This window comes from Cyclobacterium amurskyense, from assembly GCF_001050135.1.
In the GTDB taxonomy this organism is placed as follows: domain Bacteria; phylum Bacteroidota; class Bacteroidia; order Cytophagales; family Cyclobacteriaceae; genus Cyclobacterium; species Cyclobacterium amurskyense.
The window spans coordinates 3,053,170-3,067,644 of the sequence record NZ_CP012040.1 but is presented as its reverse complement, the minus strand read 5'-3'; the positions used below and the strand labels follow the sequence as shown (position 1 = coordinate 3,067,644).

18 protein-coding genes are annotated in these 14,475 nt (G+C 38.2%); all 18 read right to left on the bottom strand.

Going from position 1 to position 14,475, the window contains the following annotated elements; genetic code table 11:
* Window positions 1–20 precede the first annotated feature (20 nt).
* Complete coding sequence (locus CA2015_RS12705; RefSeq protein ID WP_048642250.1) at window positions 21–395, bottom strand: VOC family protein; 375 nt, start codon at window positions 393–395, stop codon at window positions 21–23.
* A gap of 158 nt (window positions 396–553) precedes the next feature.
* A complete protein-coding gene (locus CA2015_RS12700; RefSeq protein ID WP_048642249.1) occupies window positions 554–1,585 on the bottom strand; it encodes a sugar phosphate isomerase/epimerase family protein in 1,032 nt (343 codons plus the stop codon).
* Between the two features lie 469 nt (window positions 1,586–2,054).
* Window positions 2,055–3,272: a hypothetical protein gene (locus tag CA2015_RS12695; RefSeq protein ID WP_048642248.1), complete on the bottom strand. Its 1,218-nt coding sequence runs from the start codon at window positions 3,270–3,272 to the stop codon at window positions 2,055–2,057.
* A 235-nt stretch (window positions 3,273–3,507) separates the two neighbouring features.
* Window positions 3,508–4,386, bottom strand: coding sequence for a cysteine synthase CysM (gene cysM / locus CA2015_RS12690; RefSeq protein ID WP_048642247.1), 879 nt, complete (start codon window positions 4,384–4,386; stop codon window positions 3,508–3,510).
* A gap of 11 nt (window positions 4,387–4,397) precedes the next feature.
* Window positions 4,398–5,234 carry a serine O-acetyltransferase gene (locus CA2015_RS12685; RefSeq protein WP_048642246.1) on the bottom strand — a complete coding sequence of 279 codons (837 nt, stop codon included), beginning with the start codon at window positions 5,232–5,234 and terminating at the stop codon, window positions 4,398–4,400.
* Window positions 5,235–5,249: 15 nt separating this feature from the next.
* On the bottom strand, window positions 5,250–5,819 hold the full coding sequence (locus tag CA2015_RS12680) for a hypothetical protein (RefSeq protein ID WP_048642245.1): 570 nt from the start codon (window positions 5,817–5,819) through the stop codon (window positions 5,250–5,252).
* Complete coding sequence (locus CA2015_RS12675; protein WP_048642244.1) at window positions 5,800–6,087, bottom strand: FtsB family cell division protein; 288 nt, start codon at window positions 6,085–6,087, stop codon at window positions 5,800–5,802. The genes CA2015_RS12680 and CA2015_RS12675 overlap by 20 nt, the downstream gene beginning before the upstream one ends.
* Before the next feature lie 381 nt (window positions 6,088–6,468).
* A complete protein-coding gene (eno, locus tag CA2015_RS12670; protein ID WP_048642243.1) occupies window positions 6,469–7,746 on the bottom strand; it encodes a phosphopyruvate hydratase in 1,278 nt (425 codons plus the stop codon).
* Between the two features lie 21 nt (window positions 7,747–7,767).
* Complete coding sequence (gene carA, locus CA2015_RS12665) at window positions 7,768–8,859, bottom strand: glutamine-hydrolyzing carbamoyl-phosphate synthase small subunit (protein ID WP_048642242.1); 1,092 nt, start codon at window positions 8,857–8,859, stop codon at window positions 7,768–7,770.
* Window positions 8,860–8,986: 127 nt separating this feature from the next.
* Entirely contained in the window at window positions 8,987–9,547 is a 561-nt protein-coding gene (rplQ, locus tag CA2015_RS12660; protein WP_048642241.1) for a 50S ribosomal protein L17, read from the bottom strand.
* Window positions 9,548–9,553: 6 nt separating this feature from the next.
* On the bottom strand, window positions 9,554–10,543 hold the full coding sequence (locus CA2015_RS12655; protein WP_048642240.1) for a DNA-directed RNA polymerase subunit alpha: 990 nt from the start codon (window positions 10,541–10,543) through the stop codon (window positions 9,554–9,556).
* A gap of 32 nt (window positions 10,544–10,575) precedes the next feature.
* Window positions 10,576–11,181 (bottom strand): 30S ribosomal protein S4, encoded by a 606-nt coding sequence (gene rpsD / locus CA2015_RS12650; protein ID WP_048642239.1) that lies wholly within the window; start codon window positions 11,179–11,181, stop codon window positions 10,576–10,578.
* 17 nt (window positions 11,182–11,198) lie between these two features.
* On the bottom strand, window positions 11,199–11,597 hold the full coding sequence (rpsK, locus tag CA2015_RS12645) for a 30S ribosomal protein S11 (RefSeq protein ID WP_014020645.1): 399 nt from the start codon (window positions 11,595–11,597) through the stop codon (window positions 11,199–11,201).
* A gap of 15 nt (window positions 11,598–11,612) precedes the next feature.
* Window positions 11,613–11,990, bottom strand: coding sequence for a 30S ribosomal protein S13 (gene rpsM, locus CA2015_RS12640; RefSeq protein ID WP_048642238.1), 378 nt, complete (start codon window positions 11,988–11,990; stop codon window positions 11,613–11,615).
* Window positions 11,991–11,995: 5 nt separating this feature from the next.
* Window positions 11,996–12,112 carry a 50S ribosomal protein L36 gene (rpmJ, locus tag CA2015_RS24595; RefSeq protein WP_009034194.1) on the bottom strand — a complete coding sequence of 39 codons (117 nt, stop codon included), beginning with the start codon at window positions 12,110–12,112 and terminating at the stop codon, window positions 11,996–11,998.
* Between the two features lie 48 nt (window positions 12,113–12,160).
* Entirely contained in the window at window positions 12,161–12,379 is a 219-nt protein-coding gene (gene infA, locus CA2015_RS12635) for a translation initiation factor IF-1 (protein WP_014020643.1), read from the bottom strand.
* Between the two features lie 2 nt (window positions 12,380–12,381).
* Window positions 12,382–13,155 (bottom strand): type I methionyl aminopeptidase, encoded by a 774-nt coding sequence (map, locus tag CA2015_RS12630; protein ID WP_048642237.1) that lies wholly within the window; start codon window positions 13,153–13,155, stop codon window positions 12,382–12,384.
* A gap of 3 nt (window positions 13,156–13,158) precedes the next feature.
* Window positions 13,159–14,475, bottom strand: a complete 1,317-nt coding sequence (gene secY / locus CA2015_RS12625; RefSeq protein ID WP_048642236.1) for a preprotein translocase subunit SecY — start codon at window positions 14,473–14,475, stop codon at window positions 13,159–13,161.

Here is a 14,475-nt window from a genome sequence, read left to right as displayed (position 1 = left end):
ATGGCCTCATTACTATTAAATCATGGCGCATGTTGGTCAATTAATATTACATTTCCATCGGGATCTTTGACCATTATGCTTTCAGGACCTTTACTATTTTCTTTAACTTCCTTATCAAGAGTCAAGCCTTGTTTCTTAAGCTCATTTTGAATTTCTCTAACATCTTGATAATCCTCCAGCACATTTGCATCAGCATCCCATCCCGGATTAAATGTCAAGATATTCCCTTCAAACATGCCTTCAAATAGCCCGATAAGGGTATCCTCATTTTTCATGATGAGGTAATGATTTTCCTCAGCCCCTCCAAATTTTGAAAAACCTAACTTTTCATAAAATTCTTTGGATGCTTTTAAGTTCTTAACAGCAAGACTAACGGAGAATGCACCTAATTTCATGATTGACAAAATTTAAATTTTAAAGCTATTTTGATTCAGTGGAGAAAATCTACTTCTCCACTGAATCTATAAGTTTCACTACAAGTACTCCAAAAAGGAGGGTTCACCATAAAGCCTTTCACAACTTATTTTAAACAAGAGACCTTTCTTATCTTAAATTAGGCCAGTGACCTTCGGCAATATTCAAGGCATTTCTGAACCTCTTTGACGGCGTCAGATCCTTCAGGTATTTTATATTCAAGTTCAATAGTAGCTGGGAACTTGTATTTTTTACTTTGGATTTCACTTAACAATTCGACAATCGGTGTATCCCCTTCTCCCCAAGGAAGGTTATTTTGACCATTGGCAAGTGTTTGTCGATCTTTGGTATGCATACTCAAAATACGCTTGTGTTGCTTTTCAATAAGGCTTATAATATCAGTAAAACCAGCAGCAATATAATGCCCAGCATCTAAATTCATTGCATTTCTTGGACTTTGGGCCAAAGCTGTGTCCCAGAAGTCAAAGGTTTGCTGTGTGTGACCGTGGTACCCCACTGACATTTTGTTCTTTTCCCCCATCTTACCCAATTTTAAGGTACGAGCATCATCTGCGGGATGCTCTAAGGTAACATGAGAAGCACCCAAGGCTCTTGCCGCCTTCATACCATAAGCGATCTCAGCATCAGTATTATCCCTTCCAAAGGTACTGGGTTTGAAAGCATAGATACTTACACCCGCATCCTTGTACATTTTTCTAAACTTCTCGAATTTTTTGAAATCAGTTTTTGCCCTCCAGTTTGCAACTGTGGCAGCATAGGCGCTTGCTTCTTTTTGCAGTTCACCTAATTCTTTTTCTTCATCGGAACTTAGTTTCCCCCCATTTCTTTTCTTGCGACCCAATTCGTTATACCTACCTCTGTTCATACTAGATTCAGGGATACCCGCAAAGGATTCAGCCGGTCCTCCCATAAGTTCTATAGCGCTAATTCCACTCTCGGTAACATATTTAAGCGTAGCCTCTGCACTTTGATCTGCCAGAGATCTGAAGGAATAGGTTATACACCCTATTTGAACGCCGTTTATTTTCGAATTCGGCTTATTATAGCTTTTGATAATTGCTGGCGCTCCATTTACAAGTGAAGTTGTGCCCAAAGCAAGGCCTGCAGTACCCAATACGGATTTTATTAAAAATTCTCTTCTATTATTCATCGAATGGTAATTTAGGTTTAAACTGTAATATAAGAATTGACTGACTAAAAATTATTCTTTTTCAGCCAAAAACTCAAATTGTCCACCAAATTATTAGTGGAAACTGTCTTTTCTGAAAGTAAAATACCTGTACCTCTACCATTGAAGATTATCATTCTAAAAAGCTAGGGCATCTTAACCTATAACCCAACCCTTTAACCCGAAATAAGCAATAGACATTCTATTACGTGCTGAAATCGCTTTAAAATCAGCCATAAGTATGCCATTATTGGACCTGATGCACCTTAACGAATAGGTTAAGATAGGAATTGAGCTGGCTCTCTTCTGGTATAAAGTGCTGGAACAAAATGGTTCAATTGCAAACAAGAAATAGATCAAAATCTACCTTCTTATTCCTAGGTAAAAAAGGCCTGAAACAATAAAGTATGTCTCAGACCTTTCCAATGATTAGCGAAATTAAAAAAATCTCTTATCTACTTACTTTATCTTTCAAATCAGTAATTATTTTCTCAATGACATGCCGGTTACTCTCAAGATCAATACCAACTTGAGCTGCCAATGCCTCTAGGTCTGGTTCTTTCTCAGCTGTCACATCGGCTATTGCCAGTCCAGCCAACTCGTTTAGTTTCTGCAGTTGCTCATCCATTTCCTCCTCATTCTCTTGTTCAAATAGCAGTTCAAGAGGCATAAGTTCAATCTCCCGCTTTAATATTTCTGCAGCAGTGTTGTGCATGGAAGGACCTAAATAAATATCTGCATTTTTTTCTATTTTAACATCATATTTATCCAAGGCAGCTATTAAGGACTCAAAACCTTTCTCTGTTAATGCTGTGGCTTGTACGGTTTGACTTTTTTCATTGTAGTAGGCTACTGAGAAATGCGGTGAAACTTCCCAATCTTTTAAGCCAAGCCTATAAACACCTCCTGTATAGCTTACGTTAAAATCTCTCTCCATTTCCTGAACTTTGGCAATGGTCCCATCTTGCTCAGAAATCACCATTACCAAGCGCTCCCCTTCATGCACAACCGAAGGCTGTGTAGACCCAGCGAACAGCATCATGTACGGCACCGGATTTTTGTCAATATCCGCCATCAATCCAGCTTCATCTTCGATCGAACTATTGAGTTCGGTAGCAAAAAAGAAAATATCGTCAGGGCTAAAACTCGCATAACCTGACAAAGGTCCATAGGTTTGCCAACAAGTCCCATTATATCCAATAAGATTAAACCAAAGTTCCTTCTCCCCATCCCTGCTTACAATATCTTTTATGGATGGAGAATACAATAGGTAATTATCACCCGAAAAAACATCTTCCATTTGATAAAAATCTTTTTCAGGCTGGCTCTTTACTTCTGAAAAGCTAAATCTCCATGGGTTTTCTGACTGGAAAGCCATCCAATCCCGCTTGTTTTCTTCAAGGTTGTTAATGGCTGCGTGCTTCAGGTATTTGGTTATTAGCCCACCTTTTTTCATTAACCTATGGATAATGTATTGGGATTTGAGCATATCAAACCATTGTCGGCCAAATTTCTCAGTTATGTGTTTATAAACATTTAACCTTTGATCTGCCTCCTTACCTAATTTATCTTTTTCGGCAGCATAGGACAAGAGAAACCTGTCCAAAATGGCTACACTTAAGGCTGTATTTTGTTCACAAGCCTTCTTTATCTTAAGAAAATCTTCCATGGGTAAAAGATAAGCCGAAATTAACTTTTCATCAAATGATTTTACTTCAGTATAGAAAGAATTTATTGGTATGTGCTATTGAGCTTAATTTTATGAATAAAAGGTAAGCCAAAAACTAGCACATTTGTGCGTACAGGTTGGATTAAGCCGCTATCAAAAAAAACCAATACCTTAAAACAGTATGGTATTGGTCAATAACATTCGATGCTAATCCTAAAAGTAGCCTAGCATTTTCTTAACCGAACAAATCGGAACTGAGGTACCGGTCTCCCCTATCACAGGTAATACATACAATTACTCCACTTTCTAAAGAATTAGAAAGCTCTACTGCAGCATGCAAAGCACCACCACTACTCATGCCAGCCAATATCCCCTCTTCTTTAGCCATCCTTCTGGTCATATTGGTAGCCTGTTCTTGGCTTACATCAATTACCTGATCGACTCTTTCCCTATCAAATATTTTCGGAAGAAACTCAGGTGACCACCTTCTAATTCCTGGTATACTTGATCCGTCAGTTGGCTGAGTTCCTACGATTTGAATGTCTTGGTTTTGCTCCTTGAGGTAGCGGGACACGCCCATAATGGTGCCAGTTGTCCCCATAGCGGAAACGAAATGACTTACCCTACCATGTGTATCCTCAAATATCTCTGGACCTGTAGAGCGATAATGAGCCCAGTAATTGTCTGGATTTGAAAATTGATTGAGCATAAAATAGCCTTGGCTTTCTACCATTTCTTCAGCCAAAGTCCTGGCGTATTCTATGGACTTTTCTGCGGGCGTGAGGATCACCTTTGCTCCGTAAGCCTCCATAGACAAGACCCGCTCTCTAGTAGCATTGTCGGGCATTATCAAGGTCATCTCAACACCCAATAGATTCGCTACCATAGCCAAAGCAATCCCAGTGTTGCCGGAGGTGGCTTCTACTAATTTCGCTCCTCTTTTGAAATCCCCTCTATCTAAAGCGGATTGAATCATATGATAAGCAGCTCGATCCTTTACAGACCCACCAGGGTTTTGACCTTCCAGCTTACAATAGATTTCCACATTGGGATTTACAGGGATATTTTCAAGTTTAATTAAAGGGGTATTACCTATAAGTTCAAATAACTTCATAATTGTAATTATCAGGCTTCGCTTTTTAGCACGTAAAAATCTGTTAGATTGGAAGCTCCATCCAACATTTTAGTTTGGTAATAAATTTTGCTTTTAGCAGGAATACTTTTGGTCAACCAGACATTTCCACCTACCACACTTCCTTTGCCTATAACTGTATCTCCCCCCAAAATGGTAGCCCCTGCATAGAGAACTACATCATCCTCTATTGTAGGATGCCTCTTTTTATCGGCATCTTCCTTATTGACACTCAAAGCACCTAAGGTGACGCCTTGGTATATCTTCACTCTATCTCCTACCAAAGTGGTTTCCCCTATCACAATCCCTGTGGCATGATCAATGCAAAAGAACCTACCAATCATGGCTCCGGGATGAATATCTACACCTGTTTTACTGTGTGCATATTCCGTAATCATTCTTGGGATCAATGAGATACCTAATCGATGTAATAAATGAGCTACACGATATGCTGAAATAGCATAAAACCCGGGATAACAACGAATAACTTCAGTTTTTGATTTGGCTGCTGGATCACCTTTGTACATGGCATCAAGATCTTCATGAAGCTTGTTGTACACCTCTTCTTCCAGTTTTTCAAAAAATTGGTTCGCTAAATCTTCTCCATTCCCATTATGAAGTGCTACATTCATTGTGAGAATTTTTTGAAGCTGTAACTTTAATTCAGAAAATTTCAATTCCAAACTTCCCTTATCTTTCAATGCCTCGCTTGAATGTTCGGGAAATAAAATTCCCAAAAGATCAACGAAAAAACGATTGATGACTTTCGGTGAAGGGCATCCTGGACATAAATTATGGGCTTTTTGTAATCGGTTTAAGAAAACTTCCATACTCAATCTATTACTTTAGAATACAAAACCGACACGGAAAACATATGGTTCATTATAATTTGTCCTTTTGTTGTCATAACTGAAATTATATAAGGCCATAAAGTTCATCCCACCCCTATCTCCAAAGGGCACAAAGTAACCTGCACCTGCAAATAAGCTTGGCACCCATTCCCTAGTGAAGATGATGTCATTATTAGGAAGAGTATAAGGAAGTTCTAGGTTCAGAGCCTCGTATTCAGCATGGAGAAAAATTTGCCTAAACACATTGTATCTATTGAATACCCTTGCTCCATACACATGAGAAGCCCCATCAACATAATATTTGTTGTTATAATATTGGTAGGTAGCTCCCACTCCAGCGGAGTATTTCTCTGTAATCATTGCCCCTACTAGTGGGGATGCATCTATATAAGTGATATTACCAAGTTGCAAGCTAAAATTACCTCCATAATACAAGCGATCTTTTAATGGAGGATTGTCTTCTTCATCAATAAATCTTTGCGCTTGTACTTCATTGCTTAGGAAACAGATGAAAACGACAAATAATAATGTCAGCCCTACCGATTTATTCTTCAATAATAACATAAAGATCTTCCGTTTTTCTTTTCATTAAATACCGCTCTCGGGCGAATTTCTCAAGCAATTCAAAATTACTTAACAATTCCTCTCGCTCAACCTTAATCTTTTCCTTCCTTTCTTGATAAAATTCTTTTTGCCTTTCAAGTTCATTTAATTTTGAACGAAGTTTGAAATGACTAATAATATCATTGCTATCAATAAAAATCATCCACACAATGAATAAAACGGTGAAAACGAAGTAGAAGTTTTTGGTGTACTTTAAATATTTAGCCATAATCTGCTCCAGTGTTTCTACAAATATATTAAAAGAAAAACAATCCCTTCTTCCGGTGTCTTGAAATAACGCTAAAAGGTCCCGTAGGGTTATGTTTTAGAAAAAGGAACTGGTCAAAAGAATTAACTAAATATCAGCTTCCTGGAGGTAGGAAGGGTTACCTTAATAAATAAACAGCTGATTTTTGCCTGTCCCATTAATTCAGTAGAATGGGAAATTACATGAAATTAAGCCCTTATATAAATTAAAACCTAACACTACTATGATGAAATATCCTAAAAGATTAAAAAGACAAAAGCCTTTCCAGGAATATCCTGAAAAGGCTAGTTATTGGCTCCATTAAGTATTGGAATCCTTTTGACTCAATAAAAGAACCTATTATTAGAATTTCAATCCTGGGAAATAGGCAGATTCTCCAAGTTGTTCCTCAATTCTTAACAATTGATTGTACTTGGCCATTCTATCAGACCTAGAAGCAGAACCGGTTTTAATTTGACCAGTATTCAATGCTACTGCAAGATCTGCAATTGTAGAATCTTCAGTTTCACCAGAACGGTGAGACATCACAGATTTGTATTTGTTTCTATGACAAAGGTCAACAGCATTAATTGTTTCTGTCAAAGAACCAATTTGGTTTACTTTAACCAATAATGCATTGGCAATTTGCTCATCTATTCCTTTTTGCAATCTTTCAACATTGGTTACGAACAAGTCATCACCAACGATCTGAATTTTGTCTCCAACATATTCAGTCATTAGTTTCCAACCATCCCAATCATCTTCTTGCATACCATCTTCAATGGATTTGATAGGGTATTTGCTTACCCAGTCTTTCCAGTAATCAGCCATTTGAGAAGAGGTCAACTCATCTCCAGTGGATTTTTTGAAAACGTACAAACCTTTTTCTTCGTCATAGAACTCAGAAGAAGCAGCATCCATAGCGATAAAAACATCTTCACCAGGTCTAAAACCAGCTTTTTCGATAGCTTGTAAAACGATTTCCACCGCTTCTACATTGGATCGTAAATTAGGAGCAAACCCACCTTCATCCCCAACGTTAGTGCTCAAGCCTTTGGCTTTAAGAACAGATTTAAGGTTGTGGAAGATTTGAGTACCCATTCTAAGTGATTCTGAGAAAGAAGCAGCACCAGCTGGCATCACCATAAATTCCTGAAAGTCAATAGCATTATCAGCATGAGAACCACCGTTCAAGATGTTCATCATTGGAACAGGAAGCGTATTGGCATTTACTCCACCAATGTATCTATAAAGAGGCTGTCCTGATTCCATTGCTGCTGCTTTAGCGACTGCCAAAGAAACACCCAGAATAGCATTTGCTCCAAGTTTAGATTTATTATTGGTGCCATCAAGGCTTATCATTATCTCATCTATCTGGTTTTGTTCAAAAATATCAAAACCGATAAGTTCAGGCGCGATCACATCATTAACATTAGAAACGGCTTTTAAAACTCCTTTTCCCATGTACACATTTTTGTCATCATCTCTAAGTTCAACAGCTTCGTGAACACCTGTGGATGCTCCACTAGGAACTGCAGCTCTTCCGAAGGCTCCGTTTTCTGTGAAAACATCAACTTCTACCGTAGGGTTACCACGGGAATCTAATATTTGTCTTGCGTGAATCGATTGAATTAATGTCATATCAATATTAAGTTAAATGAACTATTTCTGAATTTGTGAAATAAATTGGTCGAATAAATACCTGGAATCGTGAGGACCTGGAGAACTTTCAGGGTGATACTGAACAGAAAACGCTGGTTTATTGGTAAGTTTGATACCGGCAACAGTCCCATCGTTTAAGTGATAATGGGTGATTTCTAGCTCACTATTTTTATCAATATCCTCCTTATTGACAACGAAACCGTGGTTTTGAGAGGTTATCTCACTTCTACCCGTTAATATATTTTTAATCGGATGGTTTAGTCCCCTATGTCCATGGTGCATTTTATAGGTACCAACTCCGCAAGCTCTTGCTAAAATTTGATGTCCCAAACAAATACCAAAAAGAGGTTTACCTAAGTCGAGAATCTCCTTAGTTGTTTCCACTGCGTAGTTCATCACCGCCGGATCACCAGGTCCGTTGGAAAGGAAATAAGCATCGGGATTCCACTTTTCCATTTCTTGAAGACTGGTCTTAGCTGGGAAAACTTGGCAATAAACACCTCTCTCTGTAAGGCATTTCAATATATTCCTTTTGATACCATAATCCACACAAGCCACTTTAATTGACGCATCAGGATTCCCTATGAAATAGGGGCTTTTGGTAGACACGGTAGAGGACAATTCAAGTCCATTCATGTCAGGAACTTTTTCCAACTCAATTTTAAGACTTTCGATGTCTTCAAATTCAGAGCTAATAATGGCATTCATTGCACCACTAGACCTAATATGTCTAACCAATTTACGCGTATCAATATCGGAAATCCCGGTGATGTTATGCCCTTCAAGGTATTCTTGCAGGGAAGACTTTGCATCAAGTCTACTGTAAACATCAGAAAAATCATTTACAACAATGCCTGCAATCAAGGGGAAATCTGATTCTTGTTCTTCATCTACTACCCCATAATTACCTATATGAGGCGTAGTATTTACGATAATTTGCCCTGTATAGGAGGGGTCGGTATAAATCTCCTGATAGCCTGTCATCCCTGTATTAAAACAGATTTCGCCTCCGTTGGTACCATGGCTTCCAACAAGGTTTCCGGTAAATACTGTGCCATCAGCTAAAAGAAGTATTGCTTTTTTCTTTTTCATATCAAATTTTGCTATGCAAATTTAAGAATTTTCTAATTTGTAAAAAGCTTTCTGCGAAAAGGATATAAAAAAAGGGACTGAACAAAAAGCCCAATCCCTATTAATTTTAAAGAAGATATAGCATCGATTATTCTGCTTTTTTATCTTCATCCTTATTTTCAGCCTTGTCATCGGAAGAAGCTTCAGGTGCTTTTTCTGTTTCAGCACTTTCATTATTTTCTTCAACAACTTCAGCAGAAGTAGCACTTTCTTCACTAGAAGCCTTTCCAGAACCTCTTCTACTTCTTCTACTTGCCTTTTTAACTGGTTTTTCTTCTTTCAACATCAATTCATTGAAGTCAACCAATTCAATGATACACATTTCAGCGTTATCACCTAATCTAAAACCAGTTTTAATAATTCTTGTATATCCACCTGGACGGCTTCCTACTTTTTCTATTACTTCTCCAAAAAGAAGTTTAATAGCTTCTTTATTTCTAAGGTAACTAAAAGTTATCCTTCTATTGTGGGTAGTATCATCCTTGGCCTTTGTAATCAAAGGTTCGATATATTTCCTCAACTCTTTGGCTTTGGCAAGGGTGGTGCTGATCCGCTTGTGTTCCAAAAGAGACTTGGCCATATTCGAAAGCATGGCCTTTCTATGTGAGGCGGTTCTACCCAAATGGTTAAATTTCTTACCGTGTCTCATTTTTAATTATTCTTCATCAAGTTTATACTTAGACAGATCCATACCGAAGGTCAGGCCTTTTTCCTGGATAAGTTGTTCCAATTCTGCCAAAGACTTCTTACCAAAGTTTCTAAATTTCATCATATCAGAAATTTCAAGTTTGGCAAGGTCTCCTAGACTCTTAACATCGGCGGCTTTCAGACAATTGTAAGCTCTGACAGAAAGATCTAAATCACTCAAGGATGTCTTAAGTAATTTTCTCATGTGCAGATACTCTTCATCTATAGGCTCTATAGCACCACTTCCTGGCGCGTCGATAACCATAGTCTGATCTGAAAACAACATAAAGTGTTGAATCAAGATCTTAGCAGATTCTTGCAAGGCTTTTTCGGGATGTATAGACCCGTCAGTGCTGACCTCCATGATTAATTGCTCATAATCAGTCTTTTGCTCCACCCTGGTATTTTCAATTCTGTATTTTACATTTTTGATAGGTGTAAAAACAGCATCAACCGAGATCGTACCGTAAATCTGTTCCTTAGGTTTGGATTCTTCTGCAGGAAGATATCCCCTACCTTTATCAACAGAAAGTTCAATTTCTAGGCTTTTTGAATTATCCAAATGACATATGACCAAATCAGGATTCAAAACTTCAAAAGAGGTAGTGTATTTGGCAATATCTCCTGCGGTAAAAACATCCTGATTTTTAACTTCCACTGTAATTTTATTATCAATGGCATCATGGATTTTTTTGAACCTGACCTGTTTTAGGTTAAGGATAATATCTGTAACGTCTTCAACCACTCCCTCAATACTAGAAAACTCATGCACTACACCGGGTAATTTTACGGCAGTAATAGCATAACCTTCCAGTGAAGACAAAAGAATCCTTCTGAGGGCATTTCCGATGGTAACCCCGTACCCTTTTTCAAGTGGCTTAAAGGTAAACAGTCCGTGGAAATCGTCTGCTTTTTCCATTACCACTTTCTCTGGCATTTGAAATGCTAATATGGACATATCTTTAATTCTTTTAATAGGAATGTAAATGATTACTTAGAGTACAATTCTACGATAAGTTGTTCTTTTATGTTCTCAGGAATATCTTCTCTAATTGGAACATTTACAAACTTACCACTCAGGGATCCATTGTCCCATTCCAACCAACTGTATCTGGTTGTTCCTTTGCCTCTAAGACTTTCTGTAATAGCCTCCAATGATTTTGATTTCTCTCTCACAGCAATCACATCACCTGGCTTCAACTGAAATGAAGGGATATTCACTACAGTTCCATTAACAAGTATATGTTTGTGAGAAACCAATTGGCGTGCTCCTCTTCTCGTTGGTGCAATACCCAGTCTGTAAACCGAGTTATCCAAACGACCTTCCAACAATTGCAATAGGTTTTCACCTGTCACTCCTTTTTTCCTGGAGGCATGATCAAACATTTTAGCAAATTGTCTTTCCAATACACCGTAGATGTATTTGGCCTTTTGTTTCTCCATCAATTGAATAGCAAATTCAGACTGCTTTTTGCGTCTACCTCTGCCATGCATTCCTGGAGGATAATTTTTCTTCTGAAGCACTTTGCTTTGCCCTTCTATGGGCTCGCCAAATTTCCTGGCAATTTTTGCTTTTGGACCTCTATATCTAGCCATGCTATATTTTCTTTAAATTAAACTCTTCTGCGTTTTGGAGGACGACAACCGTTATGAGGTAATGGGGTAACATCAGTAATGGTCGTCACATCCAGCCCAACATTTTGTAAGGTTCTGATGGCAGATTCTCTACCAGCACCAGGACCTTTTACAAATACTTCAATCTTTCTAAGACCGAGGTCATACGCAACCTGCCCACAGTTTTGAGCAGCCATTTGAGCAGCATAAGGAGTATTCTTTTTGGAACCCCTAAAGCCCATTTTACCAGCAGAAGCCCAGGAAATAACTTGTCCTGAATTATTGGTAATGGATATAATGATGTTATTAAAAGAAGCTTTGATATGGGCCTGTCCCACAGCTTCTACTTTAACAACCCGCTTCTTAGCCTTTGTCTTTTCGTTTCTTTTCTGAGCCATAATCTATGTCAGGATTTATTTAGTCGCTTTCTTCTTGTTGGCAACAGTTTTTCTCTTACCTTTTCTGGTTCTGGCGTTGTTTTTGGTTTTTTGACCACGAACGGGAAGACCCTTTCTATGTCTCAAACCTCTATAACAACCAATATCCATCAGCCTTTTGATACTCAACTGTACTTCAGATTTAAGTACACCTTCCGTCTTGTATTCCTCAGCAATGATGTTCCTGATGGCGGTTGACTCATCATCATCCCACTCTCCGGCTTTCTTGTCTAAAGAAATACCTGCCTTATTTAGTATGGCTCTAGCCGTACTCCTGCCGATACCAAAAATATAGGTAAGGCCTATTTCACCACGTTTATTGTCCGGTATATCGACACCTGCAATTCTAGCCATAGTATTTAACCTTGTCTTTGTTTAAACTTCGGATTCTTTTTGTTGATGACATAAAGCTTTCCCTTTCTCCGGATCACTTTGCAGTCAACACTTCTTTTTTTAATAGATGCTTTAACTTTCATATCAATACTAATTTTCCTAATTTGATACTGCTTACTTACTACTACAATTTACTTGTAACGGTAGACAATTCTTCCTTTGGTAAGATCATAAGGAGACATTTCTAATTTAACCTTATCTCCTGGTAAAATTTTAATGTAATTCATTCGCATCTTACCGGAAATGTGTGCAATCAATTGGTGACCATTTTCAAGTTCCACCTTAAACATTGCGTTGGACAATGCTTCGACGATGGTACCGTCCTGCTCAATAGATGCTTGTTTAGCCATAATTAAAATTTAAAATTCTCTTCTATAAAACGATGTGTTGTCAAGATTTCGGTTTTATCCTCTAATATGGCAACCGTATGTTCATAATGGGCAGAAGGTTTACGATCAGCAGTCCTGATTGTCCAACCATCCCTTTCTTGAACAACATTTCGAGTACCTAGGTTAACCATTGGTTCTATGGCTATAACCATCCCTTCTTTTAGTTTGGCACCACTTCCTCTTTTTCCCCAATTGGGAACTTCTGGAGATTCGTGAAGTTGTTTTCCAACTCCATGGCCAACTAATTCTCTAACAACAGTGTATCCTTTTGCTTCTACAAATTTTTGTATTGCATTGCCGATATCACCAACACGGTTACCTAAAACCGCTTTTTCTATCCCTAAATAAAGGGATTCCTTTGTAGCTTTTAAAAGTGCAATCGTCTTGGGAGAAACTTCACCAACAGGGTAAGTATAAGCGGAATCGCTATGAAAACCTTGGTGAAAGACTCCACAATCTATTGAGATTATATCGCCATCTTTCAATTGATATTGACTGGGAAATCCATGAACTACAACTTCATTCACGGAAATACACAGAGATGCCGGGAAACCATTATACCCTTTAAAAGATGGAATGGCTTTATTATCCCGGATAAATTCTTCAGCAATTTTATCTAAAAAAGAGGTCTTTACCCCTTCTTTCACATGTTTGGCTACTTCGCCATGCGCCTTTCCTAAAATCAGCGCACTATCTTTTATTATTTCAATTTCTTCTGCAGTCTTAAACTGTATCATACCTTAAGCTACAGCATAACTTGATGGGTCATTTTTCATGTTCCCACTCTTCATCATACCTTCATAATGTCTCATCAACAGGTAACTTTCTATCTGTCTCAATGTATCCAAAATTACGCCTACCATAATCAATAGAGAAGTCCCTCCATAAAACTGGGCAAACTCACTACTAACTCCTGCAATAATTGCAAAGGCTGGCATGATGGCTACCAAAGCCAATAGTATAGAACCAGGTAAAGTTATTCTTGATATGATATTATCAATGAAATCACCAGTTGGTCCTCCGGGTTTAATCCCCGGTACAAAGCCACCATTCCTTTTCATGTCTTCTGCAATTTGCTCGGGGTTAACCGTAATAGCAGTGTAAAAGAAAGTGAAAAGAATGATCATCAATGCAAAGACAAGATTGTATTGCCAAGATGTGAAATCACTAAATGTAGTTCCAATATAAGAGGCAATGTCGCTGCTGTCAGCCCAAATTTGAGCAATCAATGCTGGTAAAAACATCAATGATTGAGCAAAGATAATGGGCATAACTCCAGAGGCATTCACCTTAATAGGAATGTATTGTCTCTGACCACCGTAAACTTTGCCACCAACTACTTGCTTGGCATATTGAACAGGGATTCTTCTTACTGCTTCTGTAAGGGCTACAACTCCAACTACTACAAAGAAGAGGATAACGGCTTCAAGAAGAAGCAACAAGATACCTCCGCCTCCTTTAGATAAACTTTCAGAGATTATGGCGCCAGGCAATGCAGAGATGATACCTATCATGATCAACATGGAAATACCATTCCCGATACCTTTTTCAGTAATTTTCTCACCTATCCACATACAGAACATAGTTCCGGCTGTCAATAGAACAAGAGCAGACGTTAAAAATAGCGTTTTATCGATAACAATGGCTTCATCGGGGATAGTGGCTGTAATATAACCAATACCTTGTGCCAGGGTTATCAAAATGGTAAGAACCCTCGTAATTTGATTGATTCTTTTCCTGCCAGATTCTCCATCCTTTTGTAATTTTTGAAAATAGGGTACGCCAACAGTCAACAATTGAAGTACAATTGAAGCAGAAATATAGGGCATAATACCCAAGCCAAAAATGGACGCCCTACTGAAAGAACCACCTAAGAAGGTATCAATCAATCCGAATATACCAGAAGCTGCCTCTCCAAGGCGACTTGGATCAACACCTGGTAGGACGACAAAGGATCCTATTCTGAAAACAATTAGCAAACCAATTGTATTCAAGATTCTGATTCTTAAATCCTCAATCGAAAAGATGTTCTTTACTGTTGTAATAAACTTTTTCAT

What these genes read in the sequence shown, in the direction of transcription:
- CA2015_RS12705 (WP_048642250.1), bottom strand. Translation starts at nt 395, where the DNA reads ATGAAATTAGGTGCATTCTCCGTTAGTCTTGCTGTTAAGAACTTAAAA.
- CA2015_RS12700 (WP_048642249.1), bottom strand. Translation starts at nt 1,585, where the DNA reads ATGAATAATAGAAGAGAATTTTTAATAAAATCCGTATTGGGTACTGCA.
- CA2015_RS12695 (WP_048642248.1), bottom strand. Translation starts at nt 3,272, where the DNA reads ATGGAAGATTTTCTTAAGATAAAGAAGGCTTGTGAACAAAATACAGCC.
- cysM (WP_048642247.1), bottom strand. Translation starts at nt 4,386, where the DNA reads ATGAAGTTATTTGAACTTATAGGTAATACCCCTTTAATTAAACTTGAA.
- CA2015_RS12685 (WP_048642246.1), bottom strand. Translation starts at nt 5,234, where the DNA reads ATGGAAGTTTTCTTAAACCGATTACAAAAAGCCCATAATTTATGTCCA.
- CA2015_RS12680 (WP_048642245.1), bottom strand. Translation starts at nt 5,819, where the DNA reads ATGTTATTATTGAAGAATAAATCGGTAGGGCTGACATTATTATTTGTC.
- CA2015_RS12675 (WP_048642244.1), bottom strand. Translation starts at nt 6,087, where the DNA reads ATGGCTAAATATTTAAAGTACACCAAAAACTTCTACTTCGTTTTCACC.
- eno (WP_048642243.1), bottom strand. Translation starts at nt 7,746, where the DNA reads ATGACATTAATTCAATCGATTCACGCAAGACAAATATTAGATTCCCGT.
- carA (WP_048642242.1), bottom strand. Translation starts at nt 8,859, where the DNA reads ATGAAAAAGAAAAAAGCAATACTTCTTTTAGCTGATGGCACAGTATTT.
- rplQ (WP_048642241.1), bottom strand. Translation starts at nt 9,547, where the DNA reads ATGAGACACGGTAAGAAATTTAACCATTTGGGTAGAACCGCCTCACAT.
- CA2015_RS12655 (WP_048642240.1), bottom strand. Translation starts at nt 10,543, where the DNA reads ATGTCCATATTAGCATTTCAAATGCCAGAGAAAGTGGTAATGGAAAAA.
- rpsD (WP_048642239.1), bottom strand. Translation starts at nt 11,181, where the DNA reads ATGGCTAGATATAGAGGTCCAAAAGCAAAAATTGCCAGGAAATTTGGC.
- rpsK (WP_014020645.1), bottom strand. Translation starts at nt 11,597, where the DNA reads ATGGCTCAGAAAAGAAACGAAAAGACAAAGGCTAAGAAGCGGGTTGTT.
- rpsM (WP_048642238.1), bottom strand. Translation starts at nt 11,990, where the DNA reads ATGGCTAGAATTGCAGGTGTCGATATACCGGACAATAAACGTGGTGAA.
- rpmJ (WP_009034194.1), bottom strand. Translation starts at nt 12,112, where the DNA reads ATGAAAGTTAAAGCATCTATTAAAAAAAGAAGTGTTGACTGCAAAGTG.
- infA (WP_014020643.1), bottom strand. Translation starts at nt 12,379, where the DNA reads ATGGCTAAACAAGCATCTATTGAGCAGGACGGTACCATCGTCGAAGCA.
- map (WP_048642237.1), bottom strand. Translation starts at nt 13,155, where the DNA reads ATGATACAGTTTAAGACTGCAGAAGAAATTGAAATAATAAAAGATAGT.
- secY (WP_048642236.1), bottom strand. Translation starts at nt 14,475, where the DNA reads ATGAAAAAGTTTATTACAACAGTAAAGAACATCTTTTCGATTGAGGAT.